Annotated in this window: 15 protein-coding genes; 7 read left to right on the forward strand and 8 right to left on the reverse strand. The window is 70.5% G+C overall.

Translation table 11 applies throughout. The features are described from left to right. Positions 1-198: 198 nt before the first annotated feature. Positions 199-1,116 (reverse strand): JmjC domain-containing protein, encoded by a 918-nt coding sequence (locus tag WME75_RS17635; RefSeq protein WP_437492272.1) that lies wholly within the window; start codon positions 1,114-1,116, stop codon positions 199-201. Between the two features lie 226 nt (positions 1,117-1,342). On the opposite strand from WME75_RS17635, the gene WME75_RS17640 reads away from it, so the two are divergent. The 6 genes from WME75_RS17640 to WME75_RS17665 all read left to right on the forward strand — a co-directional run bounded on the left by WME75_RS17640 (position 1,343) and on the right by WME75_RS17665 (position 5,549). Further along, positions 1,343-1,972, forward strand: coding sequence for a hypothetical protein (locus WME75_RS17640; RefSeq protein ID WP_437492274.1), 630 nt, complete (start codon positions 1,343-1,345; stop codon positions 1,970-1,972). Continuing rightward, positions 1,969-2,544: a hypothetical protein gene (locus WME75_RS17645; RefSeq protein WP_437492276.1), complete on the forward strand. Its 576-nt coding sequence runs from the start codon at positions 1,969-1,971 to the stop codon at positions 2,542-2,544. The genes WME75_RS17640 and WME75_RS17645 overlap by 4 nt, the downstream gene beginning before the upstream one ends. Positions 2,545-3,432: 888 nt before the next feature. Next, positions 3,433-3,807 (forward strand): cytochrome c peroxidase, encoded by a 375-nt coding sequence (locus tag WME75_RS17650; protein WP_437492278.1) that lies wholly within the window; start codon positions 3,433-3,435, stop codon positions 3,805-3,807. Positions 3,808-3,937: 130 nt separating this feature from the next. Next, complete coding sequence (locus tag WME75_RS17655; protein WP_437492280.1) at positions 3,938-4,162, forward strand: hypothetical protein; 225 nt, start codon at positions 3,938-3,940, stop codon at positions 4,160-4,162. 257 nt (positions 4,163-4,419) lie between these two features. Beyond that, positions 4,420-4,599, forward strand: a complete 180-nt coding sequence (locus tag WME75_RS17660; protein WP_437492282.1) for a hypothetical protein — start codon at positions 4,420-4,422, stop codon at positions 4,597-4,599. Further along, entirely contained in the window at positions 4,587-5,549 is a 963-nt protein-coding gene (locus WME75_RS17665) for an SMP-30/gluconolactonase/LRE family protein (RefSeq protein WP_437492284.1), read from the forward strand. Before WME75_RS17660 ends, WME75_RS17665 begins: the two co-directional genes overlap by 13 nt. A 61-nt stretch (positions 5,550-5,610) precedes the next feature. On the opposite strand, the gene WME75_RS17670 is transcribed toward WME75_RS17665, so the two are convergent. From WME75_RS17670 to WME75_RS17700, 7 genes are all read right to left on the reverse strand, one after another. Then, positions 5,611-7,218, reverse strand: coding sequence for an amidohydrolase family protein (locus tag WME75_RS17670; RefSeq protein WP_437492286.1), 1,608 nt, complete (start codon positions 7,216-7,218; stop codon positions 5,611-5,613). A gap of 275 nt (positions 7,219-7,493) precedes the next feature. Further along, the gene (locus tag WME75_RS17675; RefSeq protein ID WP_437492288.1) at positions 7,494-7,949 is read right to left on the reverse strand and encodes a nucleoside deaminase; all 456 of its coding nucleotides are present in this window, start codon (positions 7,947-7,949) and stop codon (positions 7,494-7,496) included. Beyond that, positions 7,946-8,992: an ABC transporter substrate-binding protein gene (locus WME75_RS17680; protein ID WP_437492290.1), complete on the reverse strand. Its 1,047-nt coding sequence runs from the start codon at positions 8,990-8,992 to the stop codon at positions 7,946-7,948. The genes WME75_RS17675 and WME75_RS17680 overlap by 4 nt, the downstream gene beginning before the upstream one ends. Continuing rightward, the gene (locus tag WME75_RS17685) at positions 8,989-9,843 is read right to left on the reverse strand and encodes an ABC transporter ATP-binding protein (protein ID WP_437492292.1); all 855 of its coding nucleotides are present in this window, start codon (positions 9,841-9,843) and stop codon (positions 8,989-8,991) included. The genes WME75_RS17680 and WME75_RS17685 overlap by 4 nt, the downstream gene beginning before the upstream one ends. Then, positions 9,840-10,712 carry an ABC transporter permease gene (locus WME75_RS17690; RefSeq protein WP_437492294.1) on the reverse strand — a complete coding sequence of 291 codons (873 nt, stop codon included), beginning with the start codon at positions 10,710-10,712 and terminating at the stop codon, positions 9,840-9,842. The genes WME75_RS17685 and WME75_RS17690 overlap by 4 nt, the downstream gene beginning before the upstream one ends. A 368-nt stretch (positions 10,713-11,080) precedes the next feature. Next, entirely contained in the window at positions 11,081-11,926 is an 846-nt protein-coding gene (locus WME75_RS17695) for a PAS domain-containing protein (RefSeq protein ID WP_437492296.1), read from the reverse strand. A 752-nt stretch (positions 11,927-12,678) separates the two neighbouring features. After that, the gene (locus WME75_RS17700) at positions 12,679-13,815 is read right to left on the reverse strand and encodes a pirin family protein (protein WP_437492298.1); all 1,137 of its coding nucleotides are present in this window, start codon (positions 13,813-13,815) and stop codon (positions 12,679-12,681) included. Positions 13,816-13,973: 158 nt separating this feature from the next. Here WME75_RS17700 and WME75_RS17705 point away from each other — a divergent pair, with 158 nt between their 5' ends. Continuing rightward, positions 13,974-15,191, forward strand: a complete 1,218-nt coding sequence (locus WME75_RS17705; RefSeq protein ID WP_437492299.1) for an MFS transporter — start codon at positions 13,974-13,976, stop codon at positions 15,189-15,191. The last annotated feature ends 19 nt before the right edge of the window (positions 15,192-15,210 follow it).

The following is a 15,210-nucleotide window of genomic DNA, read 5'->3' on the forward strand; positions in this document are numbered from 1 at the left end:
GGGGACGTTCACCTTTCTGGAGCGGTTCGTTGTAGACATCTGTGGTCTCCTTGGAGCAGTGGGCCATGACCAGTACGCGGCGTTGCAGCGGCCGCAGGGGAGATAGCCCTTACAGATTACCGAGGGGTCGCACCCATCCGCAAGAAAAAGCGCCCCGCGCGAGCGGACCCGGGGCTCGCTCTCTCACTCTTTAGCTCTCTAGCTCGGATCGCTCCCATCCCCGTCGGCCGGCTCGGTGAGGGACTGGAGCACCTCCGCTGCATCGATCGCGCGGAGCCGCTTCACCAGCGCCTCGACGCGGGGCGCGATCCCCTCTCGGACCGTTGCTGCGAGGTGCGCGCCGCCCGCGGGGCAGTCTCCCCGGAAGGTCAAGTCCTCGGCGCACTCGCGCAGCGCGTCAGCCACCATCACCTCCACGAGGCGGTGCCAGGTGATCCGGTGGATCCCGGAGGAAATGTGGAGGGAGGGGCCCCCGACAGCCGTGGCCTCGTGGAGATAGCCGCGGGGGATGTACAGCGCTCCACCCGGCTGCATTTCGATCTCGCCCCAGCGCGGGGTCATCTCGCGGAGCTCGGCGGTGCGGCAGGCGTGGTGGCGGTGCAGCGGCGCCTCGAGGAGGGGCTCGTAGAGGATCCACCGCTTGCGTCCCTCGAGCTGGAGCACCACCACGTCGTGGGTATCCCAGTGGCGGGGGAAGGTCTGCGCCTCGCCCGGCGTGAGGTAAAGGTTCGTGTTGGCCTGGGCCAAGAGCGCTCCGGACAGGGCGCTGGTGAGCGCACCGACGGCCGGGAAGCAGTCCTGCACCCCCGTGAGGAGCAGGCTACCCCCCTCCACCTCGAAGAAGCGCCGCACCGCCTCACCGTCGAGCTCCGCATCGGGCTCCGCCCGGAGGAAGCGCTTGGCGTCCACGTACTCCGACGTCGCGTCGATGAAGAACACTTCCCCGGGATGCACACGGCCTTCCGCTATCGCCTCCAGCACCGCCTCGACGGTGGGCAGGCCGGCGAGCCCATCCACGCCCTTCGGCGGTGAGGCGAGGGGCCGGCTCGGCGAGCGCCCGGAGGTACGAGCGCCGCTGAGGAGGTCGTCGAGCGAGCCGGGGATCAGCAACTCCATGGGGCTGGGCATGAAAAAAGCCGCGGTGGACAGGAGACGCCAGGGCTCTCGCCCCTGTCAAGCATGGCCTGCCCGTGGGACCTCGGGGCGACTGCCCCGGGGCGATGGATTCGAGGCCAGGGCGCTCTTCGACGGCTATCGCGCCGCGGGCGGCAACTGAATCCCGGTGCGTGGAGGTCCCAAATCCCTTGCGTCGCGCGTGGCTCGCCTCTACGCAGGCGCGACTTTGGGTGCTCTCCGCGGCAAGCTCACCTTCTCCCGGTTCTTCGTGCTCGGCGATCCGCCCGACAACCTCGCCGGCACGTCGATGAGGCGCGTCCGCGCCGCCGCCTCGCAGCCGCTCGTCCCGGAGGAAGACGAGAGCGAGCGCCACGGGTGGTGCTCGATCGAGGACCCGATGGATGTGGACCTCGACCACGAGAAGGTCTTCTTCAACGAGTACGTCTGCCTCGGCCTGCGCGTCGACCGCTGGGTCGTGCCCAAGCCGCTGCTGCAGGTCCACCTCCGGGACGCGGAGGCGGCGCTGCTCGAGAGAAAGGGCCTGGAGCGGCTCGGGAAGAAGGCGCGCGCCGATCTCAAGCTCTTCGTGCTGAAGAAGCTCCGGCGGCAGCTCATCCCGGTCACCAGGAGCACCGACCTCGTCTGGAACACGGGGACCGGCATGGCGCGCTTCTTCAGCCAGTCGCCGCGCGTGCACCTCCTCGTCCAGGATCTCTTCGAGAAGACGTTCCGCCTCAAGCTGGTCCCGGAGAGCCCCGGCACCGCGGCGGAACGGCGCCAGCTGGACGCGCGCGCGGAGAAGCTCTGGGAGGCGCTCGAGCCGACCTCGCTCGCGCGGGCCGGAGCTGCGGAGTGACGGACCTCGTCGAGCGCATCGAGCGCAATCGCTTCGTCGGGCGCGAGTTTCTGCTCTGGCTCTGGTTCGAGAGCATGCTCTTCGAGACGAACCTCGCTCCGACGGGCGAGCCAGCGTGCGCGCTCTGGCTGGAGGCGCGCCTCACGCTCGCCTTCGAGAAGGATGAGAGCGTGCTCAAGACCGCGGCGCCGGGCGCGGCGCCCGAGGCGAAGGAGGCGCTGCGTCAGGGCAAGCTCCCGCGCGAGGCGCGCCTGCGGCTGGTGTCCGGCGAGCGCGAGTATGCGTGGCTCTTCAAGGGGGACACGCTCGGTCTCGCGAACCTGTCGATCCCGGCGGAGCTCACGAAGAAGGACGACGAGGTCCACGAGGTGCTCTACGAGCGGATGAGCCTGGTCGAGGCGCTCGAGGCGACGCTCGACGCGCTCTTCAGCGACTTCCTCGCGCTCCGCCTCACGGAGGCGTGGGAGGCCGCGGTCGTGCCCGCGCTGGTCCGCTTCGCGCACGACGAGGCGGTCGACGAGGCGGCGTACCTGAAGGCGAAGCAGCGCGCGCTCGGGAAGCGCTCGCGCTGATCGAGCGCGCAGTCTGGCCGGCCCCAACCTGGGTCGCTGGCCCCAACCCTGGACGGGCAGCGCCGTCGCGGATGTAGGCGGCGGCGCTCCTTCGGCATTCTTCCCGTTCCTTCAAGGCCTCCTCGAAGAGGCGAGTCCAGCCATCCCGCCTTGCCCTCGATCGCCAGGCGCTCCGCGCTGGGGTCGCTCCTGCGTGTGATGCGGCATCGACCACATTGCCGCGCGCCGGTGGATGAGTCAGGGTCTCGGCGGCGCGCACGGCTGACCCTGCTCGGCGCGGCGCCGGCACGATGAGGGGAGACGTGCTGCCCCCTTATCCCTCCTCGCCCGGTCCTCGACAGAGGCCGTCCTGTCCCTCGAATCCATCGCGCGGGCTCATGCGCCCGCGACGAGAGGAGATCGCCGTGAGGAGAGGAGACGTAGATGCGCGCCCTGGACACGCGGTGTCCTTCTGAGGCTCGGATGGACTGAGGAAACTCGAACGACGGGGGCGGAGCGTCGTCGACACGTCGGCGCCCGCGAGATCCGCTCGTCGCAGGACGGACGAACAGGCCCGCGACTCGCGCTGTCCCGCGAGGGGGCCGGTTCGCGCCGCCTGTCATTCACTCGCGCAGCAGCGAAGGAGGTTTTCTCGTGATTGTTAGAGACTTTCCTGGCGGCCCGCGTTCATGCGGGCTCGGGGCGGTGATCGCCGGCGTCCTTATAGGCCTGTCGGCGACCGCCGGCTGCTCGGACGGGGAATACGGGCCTCAGGGCTCGGGTGGACACGAGCCTCTGGGCTCTGGAGGTGCAGATCCCGGACCGGGGTCGTCGCTCGCGACGGGCGGGTCATCGCCTGTCGCGCCCGGGGGCAGCGAGCCGCCGACGTCGCATTCGCCGGACGACGGCGTGACGCCCGCACCGGGCGATCCGCCGCCGACCATCGGCTCGCTCCGGGGCGTCCGGGTCCCGGAGCCGGACAACCTATCTCGGTACGTCAAGAGCAAGGAGAAGGCCGTCGCGCTCGGGAAGGCGTTGTTCTGGGACATGCAGGCGGGCAGCGACGGCGTGGCCTGCGCGACATGCCACTTCCACGCCGGCGCCGACCATCGCAAGAGAAACCAGCTCAGCCCCGGGCTCAGCAACCAGGACCCCGAGCGGCGCGAGCGGTTCGACCCCACGGGGGCGGGCGCGAGAGGCGGACCGAACTACGCGCTCCAGGCGAGCAACTGGCCGCTATTATTTCCACAACGGCGGCGCGCTGACGCTCGCGCAGGTCGTTGAATTTTACAACCGCGGCGGCAACCGGCGCGACGGGGAGGACGGCGACACGACGGGGTTCGGGCCCAATCGGACGAACCTCGATCCGGACATCGAGCCGCTCGGGCTGACGGACGGCGAGAAGGAGGCGCTGGTGGCGTTCCTGGAGGCGCTCACGGACGAGCGGGTCCGTTTCGAGCAGGCGCCGTTCGATCACCCGCAGCTCTTCGTCGCCGACGGCCACTTCTGGAACGAGTGGACCGCGATCGACGACGGCACCGGCCGTGCGCGCGAGAAGATCAAGGAGATCCCGGCGATCGGCGCCGAGGGGCGCAGGGCGAAGGACCTGCCCCCGCTCGAGCCGTTCAACCCGCTCTGAGCACCGCGCGCGCCCGCGGTCGACGCGCCAGCGCGTGCGGCGTCGCTTTGCTGTATCGCGCCTCGACCCTGCTGCCGTCCGGGTCCTGGGACGGACCCGTCACGGGAGCCCGAGCCGACAGCTCCCCGGACAGGCGACGAACGCGGTGGCGTCGAGTCCAGGATGTCCTTCCCCGGGGCGGACACCGCCAGTCTCGTCATTCCAGCGTTGTTATCATCCCCCGTTCGAAGCACCCTGCCGAAACCATCGTCGGACTCGTGGTTCTCGTCGCATATGTCGACGGCGCCGCCTTCGGTGGCGCGCGCGGCTACCAGGGCGTCCCCGTGGTCAGCGCGAAGAAGATCCCCCTCGTGAACGGGACGGGGATGTTATGCTCGCCCGCGTCGAGCGCGCGCGGCGAGGCGCCGTGCCGGGAGGTCAATTCATGTCATCTGTGAGGGGTTTCACCCTCGATCCGTCGCGGATCGAGCACGTTGGGCAGGGGCTTGTCCGGCCGGAGTGTGTGATTGCGGAGGCCGACGGCACCCTCTGGAGCTCGGACGCCCGCGGCATCGCGACGCGCATCGATCCGGACGGCAGGCAGGCGACCCTCGGCCCGGACGTGGGCGAGCCGAACGGCATGGCGATGGACCGGCAGGGGAACCTCATCGTCGCCGCCCTGTCCGGCGGCAAGGTCTACAAGCTCCACCGCGACGGCCGGTCCGAGGTCCTCCTCGACTCCATCGACGGCAAGCCCCTCGGCGCCGTGAACTTCTGCTTCATCGACTCGCGGGACCGCCTCTGGATCTCCGTCTTGACACGGCAGCTCCCGTGGTGGAACGCCGTCGCGGGCAACCTCCGCGACGGGTACATCGTGCTCGTCGACGAGAAGGGCCCGCGCATCGTGGCCGACAACCTCAGCATGACCAACGAGGTGCGCCTCGACGCCGCCGAGGAGTTCCTCTACGCCGTCGAGACCATCCCCGGCCGCCTCCTCCGCTTCCCGGTGCGGGACGACGGCAGCCTGGGCGATCCCGAGCAGTTCGGCCCGGACAGCCTCGGCGTGGGCGGGTACATGGACGGCTTTGCCTTCGACGCCGAGGGCAACCTCTGGGTGGCGGCCGTCTGCCGCAACGGCCTCGCCGTGATCTTCCCCGACGGCAGCTATCAGACCGTCTTCGAGGACCCGCGCCCCGCGGTCCTGGAGGCGATGACCGTGAAGCAGCGGAGCGGCACCATCGAGCCGGCCGATCTCGGCGCCTGCGCCGGAGACACCGTGCAGCTGCCCACGAGCATCACGTTCGGCGGGCCCGATCTCCGCACCTGCTACATGGGGTCGCTGGCGATGCCGCGGCTCCTCACGTTCCGCGCGCCCGTCGCGGGGCTCCCGCTCGCGCACCTGCGGTGATCCGCTCCGTCGAGCTCGCCGCGGCGGCCGGCCGGCCGGGCGACAGCCGATGCCGTCGCGGCTACGCGCTCACTTCGACCGGTTTGCCGGGTGAGCCCTCGCTCCGGGCGCCCGGCTGCGGGCCGCGCCGCTCGTCGCCGGCGCCTCTGGCCGACGCCTGCCGCTTCAGCTTCTCCTCGACCCGCGTGCCCTTGAAGAAGCTCGCGTTGGCCTCGGTGTAGAGCTTGTACGGGTTCTCGAAGACATACGCCTTGAAGTCCTCGGCGCTGATGACGCCCTCTTCCACGAGGCTCCAGCTCTCCGCGAGCGCCTCGGTCAGGTCGGGGACGTCCCAGTGGCCGACGTCCGACGAGTAGATGGCGTTGATCTTCGCGCCGAGCGGGTTCGCCTTGTCGTTGAACGCGGCGGCGAGGGTGCGGTCGTCCGACTCGGACCCGAAGAAGAAGTTGTTCACCCAGCGATCGCGGATGTCCTCCACCTTCTCGATGCCCGCCGCCGCGAAGTCGTTGCGGTGCTCCGGCCCAGGCTGGCGCGCGTCGCTCGTGTAGCTGGCCCCGAGCGTGTCGGCGATCAGCTGCTCGCCCTCGATGGAGCGCCCCTTCACGAGATCCGCGCCGTGCCGCCGGAACAGCTCGGCCAGGAGCGCGCGATCGGTCGCCGCCGGGTCGTAGTGCTTCAGGCCCTCGGGGCCGCGCTTGTGGAACCGGTCGACCAGGTGGATGTAGACCCGCGCGCCCCAGTCCGCCCCGCCCTCGAGCATGCCGATGCGCAGCCCCGGGAAGCGGCGGGTGACGCCGCCGAAGAACAGCGCCTTGGCGAACGCCTCCGAGCCGTCGGCGAAATGGCCGATGTGGTTGTTCATGTAATTGCTGATCGACGAGCGCCCCGTCCAGCCCTGGCTGCCATAGTGGGTGAGCACGGGCACCCCGAGCTCGACCACCTTCGCCCAGAAAGGATCGTAGTTGTGCTCGCTGTCCAGACCGTAGAAATCGATGTAAGTCGCGTATTTCGCGATCTCCGGGTGCTGGTCCGCCGGGTACTTCTCGGCGATCGCCTTGATCGGGCGGCGCACGCCGCCGGCGATGTTGATCGCCTTGAGCCCGAGCTTCTTGACGGCGAACTCCAGCTCTTCGATCCCCTCCTGCGGCGTGTTCAGCGGGATGCCGGCCACCGGGGTGAGGCGGTCGCTGTACTTGCGGAACAGCTCGGCGTGATAATGGTTGATCGCGCGCTGCAGCGCCTGCCGCGCGCTCGGGTCCTTCACGGCCAGCGGCGCGAGGGTGTTGTTCGGGAACAGCACCGAGTAGTCGGAGCCCTGCTCCTCCAGGCGCTCGGCGAGCAGCGACGGGAGGTGGTACGTGGCCACGTCCAGCGTGTTGCGCGTCACCCGCGCCCACCACGGGGACCTGACCGTGCGGTGATGCTGCCGCTCCTCGGGCGTCTGGCTGTACCAGTCCTTGCCGCTGCTGTTCTCGGCGTTGCGGCGCCGGGAGCTCAGCGCCTTGCGCAGATCGTCGACGAGCTTGGCGCCGCCGTACGTGGCGACGAAATCCTCGAGCGCCGGCGAGTAATCGTTGGTGTGGATGTCCGTGTCGATGACAGGGTAGTCGAGCTTTTCCTTGACCGCCACGGAGCGGGAGGCCTTGAGACGAGCGATACGGTCGGTCATGAAGACTCCGGAGAAGGGTAGGGGCGCGCCGATGTCGCCGGTGAGGGTCGATGGCCGTGCCGGAGCGCCGTCAGCTGTCAGACGCTGGCTGCAACGCGCGTGCCTCGGCCCCGGCGCCGGTGGGTTTTGCCCTCCTGGCCGCAGATCTCGGCGCCCCTCCGGCGCGCTCGCCCCGCGCGCTGCTCGGATCCGAGCAGCGGTTCAGCGGCGCTGCTTCCTCAGCAACAGTCCCCGCGCGCAGAGGCCCGAGGGCGAGCCCGCCAGTCCCGAGCGCGCTACGCCTGGCCGAACAGCGCGAGGCACTGATCGTCGAGGACGCCGCCGACCAGATCGAGCGGCGCGCCGGAGTTCTCGTTCATCCAGCGCGCCGGGACGGCCAGCTCGCGCTGCGCGCCGCCGGTCGCCGCCGTGACCTCCCGCATCGTGCAGCCAAAGACGACGCGGCTCACCCGGGCGAGCCAGGCCGCGGTGAAGCACATCGGGCAGGGCTCCACGGTCGTGTACAGCGTGTAGCCCCGCAAGTCTGGCCCGACGGCCGCGCAGGCGCGGCGAACGGCGCCCACCTCGGCGTGGTACGTGAGGTCGCGCTGGCCGTTCACCTCGTCGGTCGCCTCCGCCACGATCGTGCCGTCGGGGGCGACCACCAGGGCGCCGAACGGCGGCTCGCCCGCGCGCTGCGCGCCGCGCGCGAGCTCCAGCGCCCGCGCCATGAGCGCCTCGTCGCGGCTCATCGGACGAGCCTCGGGTCGAGCAGCGACTCCGGCGCCGGCGCCTTCTTGACGAGCTTGGACTGGACGGTGAAGTCGACGACGGACTTCAACGATGCATAGACGGGGCCGGCCTTGTCCGCGGTGCCGAAGAGCTGCTTGTTGTCGGCCAGGTCGTAGATCTTGTCGCCGCTCAGCATGCCCTTCACGTCCTCGGGCGAAGCACTCAAGTACTTGCCGATGATAGGATAGGCCTTCTCGGGCTCGCTCCGCAATGTCCGGACCCCCTGATCGATGGCGCTGATGAACTTCCCGTAGGCCTCGCTCCCCGAGGCGAGCCTGGACCGCTGCACGACCACAGAGTTCGTGATCGTGTCGGGCATGCTGGCGCTCGTGAAGATCACGTGGCCTCCGTGCTTTGTCGCCTTGGTGATCCACGGCTCCCAGGTGACCGCGGCGTCGACCTTCCCGGCGACGAACGCGGCGCCGGCGTCGTCGGCGCTCATGCTCGTGATCTTCACGTCGCCGGGGCCGATACCGCTCTTCTGGAGGCCGAAGAGGAACAGCATGTGGTTGACCTCGCCGAGCGTGAGGGCGACCGTCTTGCCCTTGAGGTCGGCCAGGGTCGCGATGCCCTCCTTCGCCACCACGGCGTCCGCGCCGTTCGAGCTGTCGACCAGGGCGATGGCCACGACGTCGGTCTCGCTGTTGCCGTTCAGCACCGCGAGGTTCTGCAGGGTGGTGAGGCCGACGTCGAGCTGGCCCGAGGCCAGCGCCGCGAGCGTGTCGCCGGGGTTCGAGAACGGCTTGAGCTCGACGCTCAACCCGGCCTTCTTGAAGAGCTCGAGCTCGTTCGCGAGGAAGACACCCGAGTAGCCGATCCACAGGTCGTGACCGACGGTGAGCTTGATCTGCGTGGGAGGCGGCGCCGCGGCCCCGGCGCGCGCGCTCGACCCGGCGGCGGCGCCCGGGGCGCTCGGCGCCGCGTCCTTGTTCGAGCAGCCGACGGACAGGACGAGGCAGGCCAGCGCTGCCCCGAGCTCTTGCAAGACGGTCCTTCGTTTCATGATCCCCCTTCTCCCTGTTCCAGTTGCGTGTGGGTGAGCCCGAACAGCAGGCGGTCGCGCTGTGTCTCGGATCGAGGGCGCCCGCGCAGCAACGCCATGATCTCCCGCTTCTGGTGCAGGAAGGCCTCGTCGAGCTTGAGCTCCGACGAGCGGGCCGCCCGCGCGAAGGTCACGTCGAGCGTGGCCAGGACGCGGCCTGGCCGCTCGGAGAAGACGACGACGCGATCGGCGAGGAGCAGGGCCTCGTCCACGTCGTGCGTGACGAACAGCGTCGTGATGCGGTGGTGCTGGATGAGGTGGAGCAAGAGCTCCTGCATCTGCTCTCGCGTCTGGGCGTCGAGCGCGCCGAACGGCTCGTCCATCAGCAGCACCTCGGGCTGCACGACGAGCGCCCGCGCGAGGACGGCGCGCTGCTGCATGCCGCCGCTCAGCTCCGCGGGGTAGCCGTCGCGGAAGTCCCAGAGCCCCACCAGGCGCAGCAGGCTCTCGATCCGGGCCGCCTGCCGGTCGCGAGCGCCCCCGGGCGCGCGCGCGCGGTTGCGGGCGAGGGTCAAGGGAAAGCGGACGTTCTCCCGCACGCTCAGCCAGGGGAACAGCGTCTGCTGCTGGAACATGAGGCCGATCTCGGCGCCGGGGCCGAGGACGCGCTCGCCGTCGAGCTCGACGGCGCCGGCGGTCGCCGGCTCGAGCCCGGCGACGATGTGCAGGAGCGTCGATTTGCCGCACCCGGAGGGGCCCACCAGGCTGATGAACTCGCCCTCGCGGACGTCCATGTCGAGCGGCGCGAGGGCGTTCGTCGCGCCGCCGCGACCGGAGTACGATTTGCCGACGCCGCGCAGCGACAGCTTCATGCCCCGCCTCCCGGCGTCCAGCGGAAGAGGCGGCGCGAGGTCGCGCGGAACACCCAGTCGAGCCCGAGGCCGAGGAGCCCCAGCACCAGCAGGTAGGCGTAGATGCTCGGCGTCTGGAGGAAGCGATAGAAGCGCAGGATGCGAAAGCCGAGGCCCTCGGTCGCCGCCACGAGCTCGGCGACGACGACGTAGCTCCACGCCCAGCCGTTGCACATGCGCAGCGCGCTCCAGATCCCGGGGAGGGCGGCCGGGGTCAGGACGCGCCAGACGATCTCGCGCCGGTTCGCTCCCAGGCTCCGGCTGACGTGGAGCAGGGGCGCCGGGACCCGCCGCACCTCGTCGGCGGTCATGAGCAGCAGCTGAAAGAAGGTGCCCAGAAACACAAGGAGGACCTTCGCGCCCTCGCCGATGCCCGCCACGATCATGACCAGCGGGATCAGCGCCGGCACCGGGACGTAGCGGAGAAACTCGGTCGGCGGCTCGAGCAGCGCGGCGATCGACCGGAACGCGCCGGCGAGCACGCCGAGGGGGACCGCCAGGATCGCGGCGGCGGCGAACCCGGCCGTGACGCGCAGGAAGCTGTGCTGGACGTCGATCCAGAGCTCCTTCGCGACGAGCGCGTCGGCCATGGCGCGCCCGATGCTCGCGAGCGTCGGCACGATGGCGGCTCTCGCCCCGTCGCGATCGGGGAGCCAGGCGTAGACCGCGATCATCAGCAGAAAGCCCGCCGCCCCGAGCGGCAGGCGAGCCCGGCCGGGGAGAGCGCGGCCCAGCGCGAGCCAGCGGGGCGGCGCCTGTCCGCACTGTCGCGACGGCGCGCGCAGCTTCGGGTCGACAAGCATCCTCGTGAAGGCCTCCGTGCCTCCCATCGTGACGTTCATCCGAGGCAGAACGAGCCCAGCCAGGAGGCGATTCAGCCCCGAAGACGAGCTATGGTCCGCGCCTGTGCGCCAGGCGATCAACCGACCTTCCAACCGACCTTCGTGAGGATGATCCCGAAGCGATGTCACCAGTCCGGCGGCAGACCGTCAAGTGGGATCTGGCGCATCGACGCGTCGTTGAGCCACGCCGCCACGCCGCCACGCAACCGCGCGCCGGTGGACTCCGCCGCGGCGTGGGCTCGCGTCCAGAGTCGCGCACGCTGGGTGGAGGTGCGAGGAGAGAGGTTGAGTCCCACCGAAGGCCGCCCGACGAGCGGCGAGAGAGAGCGGGAGAGCGGGGCGGCGTGGCTCGCCGTTTACCGGTGCATCATCGGAGGGGGGTGGGCCATGGCCCTCCGCCGCGCCATCGCGTAGCGCACGCCGGCCCGGAGGTCTCTCAGGAGGACGAGCTCGTCGAGCGCCTCGCCCATCTGCACGAGCGAGCCGGCGGTGCTCGCGGACATGCCGACCAGGACGCACTGCGCGCCGAGCAGGTACACGGCCTGCACCGCGCGCAGGAGGTGATCCGCGACGTCGCTGTCGATGAGCGGAACGCCGGTGAGATCGAGGATCACGAGCTCGGCGTCATGGCGCTCCACGCCTTGCAGCAGCGCTGTCATGAGCTGGCGGCACCGCGCCCTGTCGAGGTGGCCGACGAGCGGCAGGACGAGGACACCCTCGTCGATCGGCAGGAGCGGCGTCGAGAGGGCGGCTATCGTCTCGAGGAGCCGCGACTGGCTGGCGAGGAGGTCGGACTCGATCTGCCGCAGCGCCTCTTCCGTCCTCTTTCGCGCGGTCATGTCGACCACGACCCCGACCATCCCGATCACGCGGCCGCCGGCGTCGCGGAAGGGGACGTTGTTCTCCAGCGTCCAGCCGTCGCTCCCGTCCTCGAGCTTCCACCGGAGCTCCACGTTCAGCCGCGGGACTCCGTCCGACATGATGATCTCGTCGTTCTCGCGGTAGCTGCGCGCGACCTCCGGGACGAAGATCTCCTCGTCGCGCTTCCCGACGATCTTCTCGGCCGAGAGGCGATAGTGATCGGCGTAGGCCTTGTTGACGGCGAGGTAGCGGTGCTCTCGATCCTTGAAGAACACCATCGCCGGGATCGCGTCGAGGAGCGCGGCGTGGCCGGAGGCGTCCACCGAGAAGAACTGGGTCAACAGCCCATGCGGCTGCTCCGAAGGCCTCTGCGCGCGCGGCCGTCGCGCCTCGGCCAGCTCCTCCTCCAGCTCCGCGACGCGCCTCCGAAGCGCGGCTACCTGTTCGTCAAGCGGCGTATCGTTGTCTGGCTCGAGCTGCATTCAGGGCACCACGTGCTAACCGCCACATTTAGCGCATGATTGTCTGGAGCGCAACGCCTGTCAAGCGTGGTCGATGGCTCGTGTCGGCGCTCTCAATCGGCTCGTGTTCATCACCGGAGCGCATCACCGGAGCGCATCACCGAAGCGGGCGGACGGAAGCTGTGGATCTCGACCAAGACGTTCCTCGCCCTCGTGGAGATCCGACCCTCGCGGTGCGCGATGTTCGAGCTGTAGCTTGAGCACATCTACCAGAGCCGGAGCCGCGGAGTACTACGGCTATTGTTTCGCGGAGCCCGTGAGATCCAGAGCGGTGCTCAGAAGATAAGGAGCCAACCGCCGACTCGCCGCGGTTCACACTACGGCACCTGCTCACCCATTCTTCGGGGCTGCCGCGGCTCGGTCGGCTCGTCGGTTCGATTGCTCGGATTCGACACGCGAGGTCACCGCCGCCGAGGTGCGCGCGGCGGTGACCGGCGCGGTCCTCGCGTACGTCCCCGGGACGAAGAGGACGTCCCCGGGACGAAGGACGTCGATCAGAGCTTCGGGGTCCGCGGCGCCCGCTCCGGACGGCGTTCAGGGAGCGCCGCCGGTGGGGCTCGCGCCGGCGAGGGTCATCCCGCCTTGTCGATGCGTCCGTCGGGGTACCGCGCGAACCGGCCGTCCGCGCGCGGGTGGACCGGGTCGTCGCTCGGCCACGGCCACCCGCCGAAGCCGGTCCGCCGGTAGTCGATGAAGGCCTGCTGGACCTCGGCCATCGAGGTCATCACGAAGGGGCCCTGCTGCGCGACGGGCTCGCCGATGGGCCGGCCCTGGAGGAGCAGGATCTCGGCCTCGTCGGGGCCGTTCTCGAGGAGCGCGGAGGCGCCGTCGCGGAGCGTGATCCTGTGGCCCGCGGGGACGCGGCGGGCGCCGACGCGCAGCTCGGTGCCGCGGAAGAAGTAGAGCGCGCGCTTCGTGCCGGGCGAGGCGGCCGGCAGCGCGAACCGCGCGCCCGGCGCCATCGTGAGCGTCCAGATCGCGACGTCGGCGTCCGCGCGCGCGGCCCACGACCTCGGCGGCGGCGCCGGCGGGCGGAGCTCGCCGAAGTTGCCGGCGACGACGGTGATCTCGGTCGCCCTGCCCGCGGCGTCGCGCACGAGCTGCTTCGGGATCGTGTCGCCCCACATCATCACGAACTGCGGGTCGGCGAGCTTGTCGGCGCGCGGGAGGTTGAGCCAGATCTGGAAGAGCTCGAGCGGGTTGGGCCCGTCCTTCTCGATGAGCGGGAACATCTCCGCGTGGACGACGCCGCTCCCCGCCGTGAGCCACTGGACGTCGCCGCGGCCGTAGCGCGCGGCCGCGCCGAGCGAGTCCGAGTGATCGATGAGCCCGCGCCGCACGACCGTCACCGTCTCGAAGCCGCGGTGCGGGTGCTGCGGGAAGCCGGGGACCACGCCGCCGTGGTACATGCGCCAGCCGTCCTTGCCCGCGAAATCGCGGCCGATGGCGCGGCCCGCGAGCGAGGCGGCCGGCCCCATCCGCTCGTTGCCGGCCGGATACGCGTCGTCGTGGTGGACGCAGAACAGGAACGGGTCGAGCGTCTCCCAGGGGGACCCGAGCCCGAGCGGCGCGACGTCGCGGACGACGTCCTCCGCGGCGAGCGCGGCTTCATCGGTGCGGCTGGGCGAGGGCTCGGCGCGGGCGCACGCGGCGACCACGGGCGTCGCGGCGAGGGCACCGAGGGCAGTGCGGCGATCCATGGCAGCCATTGTAAAGTGCCCCACGGGGAGGGACAACGGTGCGCACGCGCAACCTGGCGTTGCCCCGGGAGCAACCACCGGCGCCGCCCGCGCCCCGGACGACCCTGGCGCCTCGGCGGCTCGTATCCTCTCGTCCGAGCGTCGCTCTGACGTTAGAGTGGATCCTTGTGTCCACACGTCGCTCCGAGCGGAGCATCATCTTTCTCGTCGCTGCGGTCCAGTTCATCAACGTCCTCGACTTCGTGATGGTGATGCCGCTCGGGCCCGACTTCGCGGTCGCCCTCGGCATCTCGATGTCGGATATCGGCCTCATCGGCGGTAGCTACACGGCGGCGGCCGCGCTCTCGGGCCTCGCGGGCGCGTTCTTCCTCGACCGGTTCGACCGGCGCAGCGCGCTCGCGGTGACGATGCTCGGCCTCGTCGTCGGCACCGCGGCCGGCGGCTTCGCGACCGGATTGCCGAGCCTCCTGGCGGCGCGCGTGCTCGCCGGGGCGTTCGGCGGGCCCGCGACCTCCGTCGCGTTCTCCATCGTCGCCGACGTCATTCCGCCCGAGCGGCGCGGCAAGGCGATGGGCGTCGTGATGGGCTCGTTCTCGGTCGCCTCGGTGCTCGGCATCCCGGCCGGGCTGGAGCTCGCCCGGCGCGGCGGCTTCCCGCTGCCGTTCTTCGCCGTCGCGGCGCTCGGGCTGCTCGTCGCCGGGCTCGCGATCTTCCTGCTGCCCTCGATGCGAGATCACCTCGCCGGCGCGCCGTCGTCAGGCAGCGCCCCGAGCGAGCTCCGCGCCCTCCTCGGCCGGCCGCTCGTGATGCTCTCGTACGCGACGACGGCGATCGTGACGATGGCGTCGTTCCTGGTGATCCCCAACATCTCCGCCTACGTGCAGTACAACCTCGGGTACCCGCGCGAGCGGCTCGGGCTGCTCTACTTCGCGGGGGGCGTGGTCAGCTTCGTCGCGATGCGCGCCGTGGGCCCGCTGGTCGATCGCTTCGGCGCGTTCCAGACGGGCTCCGTGGGAGCGGCGGTGCTCGTCGGTATCCTCTACGCCGGGTTCTTCTCGTACGTGCCGGGGCTGCCGGTGCTCGGCATCTTCATCGTCTTCATGCTCGGCATGACCTTCCGCAACGTCTCGTACAACACGCTCACGTCGAAGGTGCCGCGCCCCGCCGAGCGGGCGCGCTTCACCTCGATGCAGTCGGCGGTGCAGCACATGGCGGCCGCGATCGCGGCGTTCTGGTCGGCCAGGTTGCTCCACGAGCTCCCGGACAGGCGCCTCGACGGCATGCCGGTCGTCGCCGCCCTCTCGATCGCGTTCACGCTCGCGATCCCGCTCCTGTTCCTCGGGATCGAGCGGCGCGTCGCCATCGCCGCCGCCCAGCGCACATAGCCCTGCCGCCGCGTCCCCC

Source organism: Sorangium sp. So ce1014, assembly GCF_051521505.1.
Taxonomy (GTDB): Bacteria; Myxococcota_A; Polyangia; order Polyangiales; family Polyangiaceae; genus Sorangium.

What these genes read in the sequence shown, in the direction of transcription:
- WME75_RS17690 (WP_437492294.1), bottom strand. Translation starts at nt 10,712, where the DNA reads ATGGGAGGCACGGAGGCCTTCACGAGGATGCTTGTCGACCCGAAGCTG.
- WME75_RS17635 (WP_437492272.1), bottom strand. Translation starts at nt 1,116, where the DNA reads ATGGAGTTGCTGATCCCCGGCTCGCTCGACGACCTCCTCAGCGGCGCT.
- WME75_RS17675 (WP_437492288.1), bottom strand. Translation starts at nt 7,949, where the DNA reads ATGAGCCGCGACGAGGCGCTCATGGCGCGGGCGCTGGAGCTCGCGCGC.
- WME75_RS17700 (WP_437492298.1), bottom strand. Translation starts at nt 13,815, where the DNA reads ATGGCTGCCATGGATCGCCGCACTGCCCTCGGTGCCCTCGCCGCGACG.
- WME75_RS17680 (WP_437492290.1), bottom strand. Translation starts at nt 8,992, where the DNA reads ATGAAACGAAGGACCGTCTTGCAAGAGCTCGGGGCAGCGCTGGCCTGC.
- WME75_RS17670 (WP_437492286.1), bottom strand. Translation starts at nt 7,218, where the DNA reads ATGACCGACCGTATCGCTCGTCTCAAGGCCTCCCGCTCCGTGGCGGTC.
- WME75_RS17665 (WP_437492284.1), top strand. Translation starts at nt 4,587, where the DNA reads ATGTCATCTGTGAGGGGTTTCACCCTCGATCCGTCGCGGATCGAGCAC.
- WME75_RS17685 (WP_437492292.1), bottom strand. Translation starts at nt 9,843, where the DNA reads ATGAAGCTGTCGCTGCGCGGCGTCGGCAAATCGTACTCCGGTCGCGGC.